Source organism: Isoptericola sp. NPDC060185 (assembly GCF_042728595.1).
Lineage (GTDB): Bacteria > Actinomycetota > Actinomycetes > Actinomycetales > Cellulomonadaceae > Isoptericola.
Genome location: NZ_JBHWYY010000062.1, coordinates 12529 through 23950, shown reverse-complemented (window position 1 = coordinate 23950; position 11422 = coordinate 12529). Strand labels below are relative to the sequence as shown.

At 68.9% G+C, this 11422-nt stretch carries 6 protein-coding genes; 3 read left to right on the top strand and 3 right to left on the bottom strand.

Annotated elements, in window-relative coordinates; genetic code table 11:
• Positions 1 to 1276: M60 family metallopeptidase (locus ACFWDO_RS16560; RefSeq protein ID WP_380347055.1), on the bottom strand; the 1276-nt coding region annotated here is incomplete at its 3' end.
• Positions 1277 to 1911: 635 nt separating this feature from the next.
• Between ACFWDO_RS16560 and ACFWDO_RS16555 the strand changes: the two genes are divergently transcribed.
• From ACFWDO_RS16555 to ACFWDO_RS16545, 3 genes are all read left to right on the top strand, one after another.
• On the top strand, positions 1912 to 4809 hold the full coding sequence (locus tag ACFWDO_RS16555; RefSeq protein ID WP_380324200.1) for an NPCBM/NEW2 domain-containing protein: 2898 nt from the start codon (positions 1912 to 1914) through the stop codon (positions 4807 to 4809).
• Positions 4810 to 5152: 343 nt separating this feature from the next.
• Complete coding sequence (locus ACFWDO_RS16550; protein ID WP_380324203.1) at positions 5153 to 6841, top strand: glycoside hydrolase family 36 protein; 1689 nt, start codon at positions 5153 to 5155, stop codon at positions 6839 to 6841.
• Positions 6842 to 6892: 51 nt separating this feature from the next.
• Positions 6893 to 7960 carry a LacI family DNA-binding transcriptional regulator gene (locus ACFWDO_RS16545; RefSeq protein WP_380347053.1) on the top strand — a complete coding sequence of 356 codons (1068 nt, stop codon included), beginning with the start codon at positions 6893 to 6895 and terminating at the stop codon, positions 7958 to 7960.
• A gap of 106 nt (positions 7961 to 8066) precedes the next feature.
• Here the strand turns inward: ACFWDO_RS16545 and ACFWDO_RS16540 are convergent, their stop codons facing one another.
• Together ACFWDO_RS16540 and ACFWDO_RS16535 are read right to left on the bottom strand one after the other, a co-directional pair.
• Positions 8067 to 9533, bottom strand: a complete 1467-nt coding sequence (locus ACFWDO_RS16540; RefSeq protein WP_380324209.1) for a M60 family metallopeptidase — start codon at positions 9531 to 9533, stop codon at positions 8067 to 8069.
• 126 nt (positions 9534 to 9659) lie between these two features.
• Positions 9660 to 11264 carry an ABC transporter substrate-binding protein gene (locus tag ACFWDO_RS16535; protein ID WP_380324212.1) on the bottom strand — a complete coding sequence of 535 codons (1605 nt, stop codon included), beginning with the start codon at positions 11262 to 11264 and terminating at the stop codon, positions 9660 to 9662.
• Positions 11265 to 11422: the final 158 nt, after the last annotated feature.

The following is an 11422-nucleotide window of genomic DNA, read 5'->3' as shown; positions in this document are numbered from 1 at the left end:
CGAGCAGGTCGTCCGCCTGCTGACGCACCACCTTGTGCCAGTCCGGGAAGAAATCGTCGCCGTAGGCGAGGCGCAGCTGCTCGAACGGCAGCACCCAGGTCGCCCGCGGGAGGTCGCTGTACTTGTCGACCCCCGTCTTCAGGGCCGCCATGCCGTCGTCCCAGTCCGAGGTCCCGCTGGAGTTGACCGCCCGCAGGCGCGGCACGGAGCCGTACTCGCTAAAGTCACGTTGGGCCGCCAGCGCGTACGTGTTCACGCTGGCCTCGAGCAGGTCGCTCGGAAGGACGGCCGACTGCTGGTGCTGATGGCCGATCTCGTGCCAGGGGCCGAAGCCGTAGATGCGCAGCCCGTCGACCTTGAGCAGGTTGTCCTGGATCGGCACGGGATAGACCGTGATCTCGTCCCACGCGTACGCACCCACCCCCTGGATGACCTTGGGGAAGCCGATCAGGTGGTGCACGCCGGCCGGCGGTGCGTCCGGCGCGCCGACCGGGCCGTAGCCGGCGACCTTGTTCTCGACCGTGATGATCCGGTCGAGCGCCGCCAGGAGCTGGTTGTGGTGCTCGTTGCGGTACTTCAGCAGCGCCTGCCGGGTCACCGTGATCATCGACTTCTTGCCGTATAGCTCCACGAAGGGTGCGTCCAGGCGGTCGAGCTGCCGCTGGAACGCCGCCTCCCCGGTGACGCCGCGGGTGAAGGTCGCCATCTGCTCGGCCGTGTCGCCGAACGTGAGCGTCGCGGTCGACGGCGTCGCGGTCTTGGACTGGAAGTCGATGTAGACCACACCACCGTGCACGTCCGAGACCGTGTTCTTCCCACGCGCCAGTGGCGTCAGGCGCGTGGGGATCTTCTTGTCGTTCTCGTCGATCTGGCTGTCCGGCGCGCCGATCGAGACCGACGGCACGCCGTTCGGGTCGTTCGCCTTCACGCCCGAGACCGTGATGGTCAGCTCGGTGTTCGGCGGCAGATACAGGCCCGTCGGCTGCAGGTCCGTCGTCGGGGCGTACTCCACCCCGACCCGCGCGGCCTCGGCCAGCGCCGACGGCGCACTCGCGAACTGCTGCGTCCAACCATTCTCCGTGCGGGTGGCGACCTTGGCCTGCGTCGGTTCTACGACCTCGGCCTGGAGCATGGTCCGCAGCGGGGCCTGCGCCTGGGGCGCGAACGACGGCGCGGAACTCGCCTGCGCGGCCACCGCCGGGACCAGCAGAGCGCTACAGCTGACGACACCCGCCACCAGGCCGGCGAGGGGACGACTGAGGAAACTTCGGGGCATGCGGATCTCCTTCAAGAGACGGGCATCAGTGACCGGACAAGGAGCAAGCGCTGCTCATTGAAGGCCGCGAACCATATTGATGTCAAGGGTGCGATTATTTGGGTCGTCGGAGCGGCGCGGATCGGCCCCCTGCCTCGGTCGGATGCGCTGCCCGGTCCGGGCTATGAGCTCGTACGGGGGCGGTGTGGAGTGCGCGGCGGGGCCGTGGCGCTGGCGGCGGCGTCGACGCCGTGAACCCGCCCCCCGCCTGTGGCGCGCGGTTGCGCGTCGATCCGGGCGGCAGTTCCTGCGCCACCTGGCCGCCCATGCCGGGAGCCGAAGGTTCCTTCACAGGTCTAGACAACTGTAAGTTTGTAATCCATCATTGCAGGCGCCAGGACGAACTGGCTCGGCGCGGCTCGAGGTGGAGCTGCTCGGCGGTGCCATAGGGCCGAACGGAGTCCCACGTGTCGCCGGGCCCCGGCGCCCCCACTCAGGAAGGACGACTCATGCCCATCCCACAGTCCAGGTCGGAGCGCTCTGCGGCTCGACCACGCGCCCGGCTCGGTGCCGCGGTGCTGACCGCCGGCGCGTTGGTCGTGACATGCGTGGCCCCCGCCGGAGCTGCAGCCCTCCAGGGCGTCCCGTCCACTGGCGTGTCCCAGGAGGTCGTCGCGAACGTGAAGCGTGCCGTGTCCTATCCCGACGTCATCGACCGGACCGGTACGCCGGCCAAGGCCGACATGGGCGGGGTGAACCTGCTCAGCCCGTTGTTCGACGCGGGGTCGTACCACGCCTACGGCTTGCCGGCGCCGGGTGACGTTGACACGTACGGTGGGTTCACCGGCCCGCTGGCGTACGCACAGGAGTCGCCGTGGTACCTGAGCAAGGCGCTCACGAGGCTACAGCTGCGGGACGCGAAGACGGGGGCCGAGCTCGCGCTGCCGGCTCCCACGACCCACTCCTACCCAGGCCGCATCAGCCAGACCTACGAGGTGGACGGTGTCACGCTGACCCTCGACCTGCGGTTCGTCTCGCAGCAGACGGCGCTGGTGACGGCCGAGGTCAGCTCGGCGAAGCGTCGCGCGCTGGAGGTCTCCTGGACGGGGGACCTGATGCGTCCGGAGACCGAGCCGCGTAAGTCTGCGCCTTCTCTCAGGGCGAGCAAGAACGGTGTCGAGGTGCGGTTCGAGGCGACCAAGGCTGCGCCGTACTTCTATGACGGCACCGAGGCGCTTCAGGTGCGGCACGCCGATCCGACCACCACGGTGGTGGACGGGGACAGCTACGTCACGACCCGTGACGAGCCGCTGGTCGCCACTCGCGAGGCGCAGCGCCTTGCCTGGACGGAGACGTACACGTTCACCGAGGACGAGCGGCTCGAGGCGACCGTGGCGGCCACCGAGGCGCTGCGGCGTCCGGACACGGCGATCCGCGCGACCGAGCGCCGGTGGGACGGCTACGTCAAGAACGCGGTCGAGGGTGTGGCGCCCGAGTACCGGCGAGTCGCTGTGAAGTCGGTCGAGACGCTGGTCAACAACTGGCGCGGGCCGGCCGGCCAGTTCGAGCACAGCGGCATGGTCCCCTCCACCAACCACAAGATCTACTCCGGCGGCTACTGGCCGTGGGACATGTTCAAGCAGGCCGTCGGCACCACGATCTTCTCGCCTGAGCTCGCCCGCGACATCGTGCTCGCGGAGTTCGAGAACCAGTTCACCGAAGGGCCCGACGCGGGAATGATCCCCGACGTCGTCGGGTTCCGCACCAAGGAGCAGGGCACCGCCCACTGGAACGCGCGCAACACCAAGCCGCCGCTGGCCGCATGGGCGGCCTGGGAGGTCTACGCCTCCGACCCGGACCAAGAGTTCCTGGCGGAGATCTACCCCAAGCTCAAGGCCGAGCGTGACTGGTGGTTCAGCCACCGCGACCATGACAAGAACCTCCTGCTGGAGTACGGCGCGTCGATGGACGCTGCCAACAACTCCGACGATGCCGCCCGCCTGGCCGCCGCGTGGGAGAGCGGGATGGACGACGGCCCGCGCTTCGACTTCGGCGGGGACCTCAAGGTGGTGCACAACACCGATGCTGAGGGAAACCAGATCGGGTACTCCCTGAACCAGGAGTCGGTGGATCTCAACGCGTTCATGTCGATGAACACCCGCGCCATGGCGAAGCTGGCCGACAAGCTCGGCAAGACCGAGGAGGCCGCGCAGCTGCGCGCGGACGCCGACGCCATCGACCAGGAGATCCGGGACACGATGTACGATCCGGAGTCCGGCTGGTTCTACGACAAGTGGCTCGGCGCCGACGGGCCGCGCCTGGATTACGGCAAGAGCATCGAGGGCATCATCCCGCTGATGTCGGGCACGGCGACGCGGGAGCAGGCGGACCGGGTCCGCGAGAACGCGCTCGACCCGACGCAGTTCAACACCTTCGTGCCGCTGCCTCCGATCTCCGCCGAGCAGGACACATACGACCCGGACTCCTACACGCGCGGCAGCGCCTGGCCCGACCAGGTCGGCTTCGCCGTGACCGGGTTCAACCGGTACGGGCTGTTCAACGACGCGGAGCTGCTGCGTAGCAAGCTCTTCGCGAACGCCACGGGGCTGGGTCAGGGCGACGAGCCGATCTGGGAGAAGTACGACTCGAGCAATGGTGACGGGAACAACACCCCGAACTTCAGCTGGTCCGCCGCCGGCATCCTGACGATGGTGCGCGACACGGACCAGGTCGCCCGCCGCACGACGGCCGCGCTCGGGCTGGAGGCGGACGCCGCCTACGACGGCGGGCCTGTCGCGATCGCGCCCGGCGAGCCGATCGAGGTCACCTCGACGTTCCAGGTCACCGGGAGCAGGGAAGCGTCGGACGTGTCGGTGGCACTGTCCACGCCGAAGGGCTGGTCCGCGACGCCGTCCGGCACGACCACCGCCCGCAAGATGAGCGGCGGCACCCAGCTGGTCACCCGCTGGAAGGTCACCGCCCCGGAGTCGGTCGAGACCGGGACGTACCGGGTCAAGGCGCGGGCCGAGTGGAGCGGCCGCGACCTCGAGGAGAGCACGACCAGCGCGCTGCTCCTCACCGTCGTGCCGCCGGCCCCGCAGGGCACCAACTTCGTCAGTGACCTCGAGTGGGTCTCGGCCACCAACGGCTGGGGCCCGGTCGAGCGCGACACGAGCGTCGGTGACTCGAGTCAGGGTGACGGCAACCCGATCGCCATCGGCGGCACCGAGTACGCGAAGGGGCTCGGTGCGCACGCGAACAGCGACATCGTCGTGCACACCGGCGGCCAGTGCTCCTCCCTGACGGCTGACGTCGGTATCGACGATGAGTCCGGTGACCGCGGCAGCGTCACCTTCGCCGTGCTCGCCGACGGCAAGGAGGTCGCCTCCACGGGCGTGCTGCGCGGGGGCGACCCTGCGGAGAAGGTCGACGCCGACGTCACGGGTGCCTCTTTCGTCACCCTGCGCATCGGCAACGCAGGTGACGGCAACTCCTCCGACCATGCTGACTGGGCGGCCGCGACGCTGACCTGCGACGAGGCCACGCAGCGCTGACACGTACGCGCAATCACGCCGAGAGGGCGTCTCCCCACGGGGAGTCGCCCTCTCCTCGTCTGGACGACGTGCGGCGAGACGGCGTCACCAGATCTCGACGAAGGGTGGATCTGGCCTTCGTCGCATGTAAAATTGCATGATACGGCCGCATATATGCAGCGCACCGGGGTGATGGCGTCAGGGACGAATCGGTCTGCTCGTCCGAGGGCATGACATCGACGGGTTCTCGCTGGTCGCCTGGTCCCACCCGGTACGTCCGAACGTCTCAGCTCTTCCTGCACCGCATCGCCGCAAATGTCGCAGGCACCCGCACGGGTGCGATCAAGCAACAGGAGTCCTCCACGTGCTACTCGAAGACCATCAGCTCTCGCTCGTCGACTGGTCGGAGCTCTCGCTCGGGCTCCGCCTGGGGACCGGGGGAGGGTGCCGTGTGCTCGGCGTGCACGACGAGGGGGCGGTGACCAGGATCCGGCTCAAGGTGGTCGACGGCGGTCAAGTGATCCTGCAGTCCCCCCTGGGTGATGCGTGCGGGTACTGGTACCCCGGACTCGGCGGTGACCGCGGCCTGCCCGCTGACTGGGAGGGCTCGGACCGGTTCAGCGCGATCCGGTCAGCGCCGTTGGGAGCCCTCTACGACGCCGACGGGCGGAGCCAGCTAGCGTTTGGCTGCAGCTGGACGACCGGTGAGGGCGAGCTGCAGTTCGGCGTGTCCGAGGAAGAGAAGAACTTCGTCGTACGACTGCCCGTCGACGGTCGCGTGACGGCGCGGACCGACGAGCTCGAGCTCGTGCTGCTGCGTGACTCGCGTCCGGTCGCGGTCGCCGTGCGCACGATCGTCGACGCGCTGTACGCGGGCACCCCGGTCCGCCAGCCCGCACGTGCTGCGGTCGAGCCCGTGTACTCCACCTGGTACGCCTACTCGCAGCGCATCTCCGCCGAGACCGTCGGGCGGGATCTCCCGGTCGCGGCCGACCTCGGGTTCGGGTCCGTCTTCCTGGACGACGGGTGGCAGCGCTTCGGTGATGGCCGCTGGTACACGGGATGCGGCGACTGGATGCCCGACACGGAGAAGTTCCCCGACCTGACCGCCTTCGTCGAGTCGGCGCACGGACACGGGCTCGACGTCGTGCTTTGGCTCGCGCCGCTGCTGGTGGGTGAGCAGAGCGACGCCTACGCCAGGCTCCAGCGTTTCGCCACCTCGTACTCGGCCGGGTTGCGGGCCTGGGTGCTGGACCCTAGGCACCGTGAGGTACGGGAGCACGTGGCGATCACGTGCGGGCGGCTCGTGGCCGACTACGGTCTGGACGGGCTGAAGATCGACTTCCTCAACAACGCGATGGCGTACGCCGGGACACCTAGCACGGGGGACCTGGACGACGTCGGGTTCGCGATGGTTGACCTCCTGCAGCGCGTAGCGGAAACGGTCGACGCGTCCCGGCCCGGTGCGCTCGTCGAGTTCCGGCAACCATACGTCTCGCCGGTCGTCGGGGCGTATGCGGACGTCGTACGTGCCACCGACTGCCCCGCGGACGCGGACCAGAACCGGATGTCGGTCGTGGACCTGCGGGTGCTGGGCGGGGGACAGGTCGTGCATGCGGACCCGATCATGTGGGCCCCCGAGGCGTCGGCCGAGTCCGTGAGTAGACAGCTGTTCGCAGGGTTCTTCGGGGTGCCGCAGGTGTCGATGCCGCTGGGAGAGCTCTCGGAGGAACACCGGCGCACGGTCGCGAGGGAGCTATCGCTCTGGCGCGCGCTGCGCGGCACGCTCCTCGGTGGGGACCTCGAAGTAGGGCCACCCAACCGTGGCTATCCGGTGGTGCAGGCGCGTCGCGGCGACCAACTTGTGGTGGTCGCCTACGAGGCAGCCGTTGCCGATCTGAATCTGGAAGGCGTGCGTGAACTCGTTGTCGTCAACGCGACGCCGACGCCTGGGGTGGCCTATCGGGTTGTCGCAGGCGGCGTGGACAGGCTCGCACCAGTGGGATTCCTCGAAGTGCCGCCGTGGAGCGTGGTCCGGCGCGTCGGCGCCTGACCACGGGGCTGGCGCGCCGCTAGGCGACGAGGTGTCTGCATCGGCCAGACTATGCCCATGAGCGAGCAAGGTGACGATGCGGTTGCGGCGACCGAGCGGAGCGGGCGGCGTCCGCGGTCCCCGGCTGGGACGGTCCGCCTTGCCGAGGTCGCTGCGATCGCAGGCGTGAGCGACGCGACCGTGAGTCGCGTCCTGAACCGCAAGTACGGGGTGTCCGTGTCGACGCGCAAGGCGGTCGAGAAGGCACTGAGGCAGGTCGGATATGAGCGGCCCCTCAAGGGCGAGATCGTGGTGATCCTCGTTCCCGGACTGAAGACGCCGATCTTCGCCGCCATGACCTGGGCGATCGAGCAGGAGCTGACGCCGCACGGCCTGCGTGCCTTCCTCTGTCCCATCGTCCCTGGATCGGTCATGGAGCGGGACTACATCGAGCCCATGCTCGATGCGGGCATGGTCGCTGCAGTGTTCCTCTCGGCGAGTAACACGTTGCGTAACGCCGATCCGATGGCCCGCCACCTCCTCGAGGGGAGGGGCATCCCATACATCAGCGTCAACGGTGCCTTCTCCGACGGGCAGTCTCCGGTCATCTCGACCGACGACTGGCACGCCGCCGAGCTCGCCGTCTCGCACCTGTACGACCTCGGGCACCGACGCATCGGGATGTGCGCAGGTCCCGCCGGCAACACACCGGCCGATCGGCGCATCGAGGGGTTCGTCGCTGCGATGGACGCCCGCGGGCTGAACGACGCTGCGGACTACGTGGTGCGGCATCACTTTTCGGTCGATGGGGGACGCCATGCCGCGGACGAACTACTCGCTCGCGGCGTGACTGCGATCGTGGCATCGAGCGACGACATGGCGCTCGGGGCGATCCGGGCGGCGAAGCGCAGGGGGCTCGAGGTGCCGAAGGACGTGTCGGTCGTCGGCTACGACGACTCGTACATGCTCGACTTCACAGATCCGCCCCTGACCACGGTCCGGCAGCCGGTCGAGACCCTCGCCGAGAACTGTGTTCGCACACTTGTCACGATGATCCAGAATCGCACCGTGCGGGCTACCGAGTCGTTCGTCGACCCGGAGCTGCGGCTACGAGGCTCGACCGGACCCGTGCCGCGGTAGTCCATCCTCAGTGCTGATCGCTCCGTGCTGACGGGCAACCGCGACGTGCCCATGGAGCGGGAGGTCGTCCCGCACCGTGGGCACGTCGTCGCTCTCGAGTGATGTGTCAGTCGCCCCAGATGCTGGGTTCGTCGATGTTGGTCTCGCGCAGGGTGGTCGGGTCGACGGTCGGCTGGGGGAGGTGGTCGATCTTGTTCTTCGTCTCGTCGGTCACGGTCACGCCCCAGGTGGTCCAGAAGTCGGCCAGGTCGTGGTGGGTGGCGAGGCTGGTGGCGTAGACGAGGTTCTGCCACAGCTGGAGGTCGGCCTCGGGGGAGTGGCCGTCGTCGGAGTAGAGCGTCTGGAACGTCGTGGGGTCCTGGCGCACCATGGTGTGCCAGCGGGTGATGTAGTCCTCGCCGAATGCCAGCCGCAGCTGCTCGAACGGGATCATGTCTGACCCACGGACGTCGTCGTCGTACGAGTCGATCCCGGCATCGAGGGCGGCCATGGCCTGGTCCCAGCGGCTGGTGCCGTCCTTGGTGATGGCGCGCAGGCGGGGCTGCTGGCCGTAGTCCTCGGTGAACCGACGCTGCACGGCGAGCGCGAAGACGTTGGCAACCACCTCCACCGTCCTCGCGGGGGTGGTCGAGGTGTTCTGGTGCTGGTGGCCGAGCTCGTGCGCGACGCCCCACCCTCGTTCGCGCAGGCCGTCGACGGTCAGGACGGCGTCGAGCCCGCCCTCGGAGTAGGTGGTGAACTGCAGCCATGCCTGCGCCCAGGCGCCGGGGAGATTGCCGGGGTAGCCGACCAGGTGGTGCGGTCCTTCCGGGCGTTCGCTCTCGGGTCCGGCGGAGCCGTAGCCGGCGACCTTGTCCTCGATGCGGACGATCCGGTCCAGGGTGCGCATCAGCTTCGCGTGGTTCTCGTCGCGGAAGGGGAGTACCTGGTAGCGGTAGAACGTCATCATCGAGTCGTCGCCGACGAGCTCGACGAAGGGCGCGGTGTGCTGGTCGAGCTCGCGCTGGAACTCACGCTCGGTGGTCTCGCCGAGGGTGAAGGTGGCCATCTGCTCGGCCGCCTTCCCGATGGTGACCTTCGCGGTGCTCTTGGAGTCGTTGTCGCCGTGCCAGACGAGGTAGACCGGGCCGCCGTAGGTGTCGGTGATGGTGTTCTTGCCCGGCGTCAGTGCCAGGATGCGGGTCTTGAGGCGCTTGCCGTTCTCGTCGAGCTGGGCCTCTGGCACGCCGATGGCGACCGAGGGAAGCCCGTCGTCGCCCTTGAGGTGTGCCTTGACGTTGATCGTGACCTGTTCGCCGGGCTCGAGGTAGGTGCCGGTGGGCTGCAGGTCGGTGGCGCCGGTGTAGGCCAGGCGCAGCCGGACGCCGCTGTCGTCGGCGGACTCGCGCGGGCTGACCGACACGACGGTCGGGGCGTCGGACGACCGCTCGCCCCGTGCGGCGGCGAGGGCCGGTGCCGTCGTCGTGGTGGATGCCGCGGTGGCGGCCGGCAGGGCGAGCCCCGCGCAGACGGCGGTGGTCGTGGCCAGGGCCGCGAGCCGGGTGGTGGTCAGCCTGCTTCGTCGTTGATTCATGCTGTCTTCCTCCATGCATGTCGCCGTGTAGGGACGACGAGCGGGTGACCCCAGCGGCAAGGGCCACCCGCTCGTGGTTGGTGCAGGGTGGTACGAGGAGGCCGCACGACGGCGGCCGCCGTGAGATCAGCCCACGTACTTGGCCCGGTACATCTGGATGTCGCCCTTTGCGGAGACGGTCTGCGCCTTCTCGCTCTGCAGGCCGTAGACGTTCTTCCAGTACAGCGGGGTCACGGGCAGGTCGCGCACGACCTGGTCCTCCACCAGCTGGAAATTCTTGGCGCGCTCAGCCTCGTCGGGCGCGGCGAGTGCCTTGGCCTCGAGCGCGTCGACCTCGGGGTTGCTGTAGGCGTTGGCGTCGTTCCCGTCCGCATGCGTGACGTACTGGCTGAGGAACTGGTCCTCGGAGGCGTAGGACAGGCCCCAGCCGCCGAAGTAGATCCCGTCGAAGGTGCCGCCGCTGCGCTGCTCGGCGACCTCGGGGCCCAGCCCGGGGGCGATCTCGACCTTGATGCCCAGGTTGGTTTGCAGCTGGTTGGAGATCGCCTCGACGACCTGGTCGTTGGCCGGGCTCGTCGAGTAGATGATCTTCACGCTGCCGTCGAACCCGTTCGCCTCGGCCTTCGCGAGGCTCGCCTTGGCGGCGTCGGGGTCGAAGGCGCACGCGTCGCAGACGCCCTCGCGGTAGGTCTCGAACTCGGGCGGGATGATCGCGTCGGCAGCCTGCCCGTGCCCCTTGAGCACCGAGGAGACGATCGCCTCGCGGTCGATGGCCTGGGAGATGGCCCGGCGCAGGTTGACGTCCTTGTACTTGTCGAGGTAGGCCGGGAACGCCAGGAACTGATGGTTGTGCCGGCGGTCGTCCTGGAAGAGCGCCTGCTCGCCGACGTCGGCCTTGGCGCGCTCCACCATGTTCCCGTCAGGGGCCCGGATGAGGTCGAGGTTGCCGGCGACGAAGTCGGTGTAGGCGGCCTCGATGTCGGTGTAGATCTTGAACTGGAAGGTGTCCGCGCCGCCGCCGAAGGCTGCCTCGTCGCCGGGGAAGTCGTCCCACTTCTTGAGCGTGATCTGCTCGTTGTGGTCCCAGCTCTCGAACTCGTAGGGCCCGTTGCTGATCGGGTGCTGGCCGTAGGCCTCCGGGTCCTCGTAGTACGACTCGGGCAGCGGGCAGAAGGGGTTCGAGCTGAGCAGCATCGGCAGGTCGCCGTTGGGCTCGGTGGTGGTGATCTCGATGGTCTTGTCGTCCACCGCCTTGAGGCCCGAGAGCGTCTTCGTCTTCGGCGTGCTGCCGTCGGCGGGGTTGAGGTCGGCGTAGCCCTGGATCGGCTGCATGCTGCCGTTGCCGCCGAGGGCGTTGGGTGCGTAGGCGGTGGCGTTCCACGCGTCGACGTAGGACGAAGCCGTGACGGGGGTGCCGTCCTGGAAGGTCCAGTCCTTGAGCTTGATGGTCCAGTGCTGGTTGTCGTCGGAGTCGATGCTCTCGGCGACGAGCGGCTCCAGCTCCAGGGTCTCGGCGTTCATCTCCATGAGGTTGGCGCACATCGCCATCCCGACCTGGGTGCCCGTGTCCATCTGGGGCACCAGGCTCGTCGGCTCGACGAGGAACGCGGTGAGGGTCTTGTCCCCGGTCTCGGCCGGGGACGCGCCGTCGTCCGCCGTTCCCGATCCGCAGGCCGTCAGGAGGAGCGGGACCGCGGCCAGTGCCGCGATCCGCAGGTAGGGCTTCGTCATCGGAGTTCCTTCTGTGGTGGGGAAATGCGCTGGTGAGAGAAGTTGTGATGCCGTGGTGGGGGGGGGGGGGGGGGCCCCCCCCGGGGCCCCCCGCCACCCCGCAATGGGCACCCCGCAACAGGGGGGGTGCCCACCACCCCCCCCCCGGCGGGGCCCCG

Excerpts from the sequence above, each read along its gene's own strand:
- ACFWDO_RS16545 (WP_380347053.1), top strand. The coding sequence starts at position 6,893 with ATGCCCATGAGCGAGCAAGGTGACGATGCGGTTGCGGCGACCGAGCGG.
- ACFWDO_RS16540 (WP_380324209.1), bottom strand. The coding sequence starts at position 9,533 with ATGAATCAACGACGAAGCAGGCTGACCACCACCCGGCTCGCGGCCCTG.
- ACFWDO_RS16535 (WP_380324212.1), bottom strand. The coding sequence starts at position 11,264 with ATGACGAAGCCCTACCTGCGGATCGCGGCACTGGCCGCGGTCCCGCTC.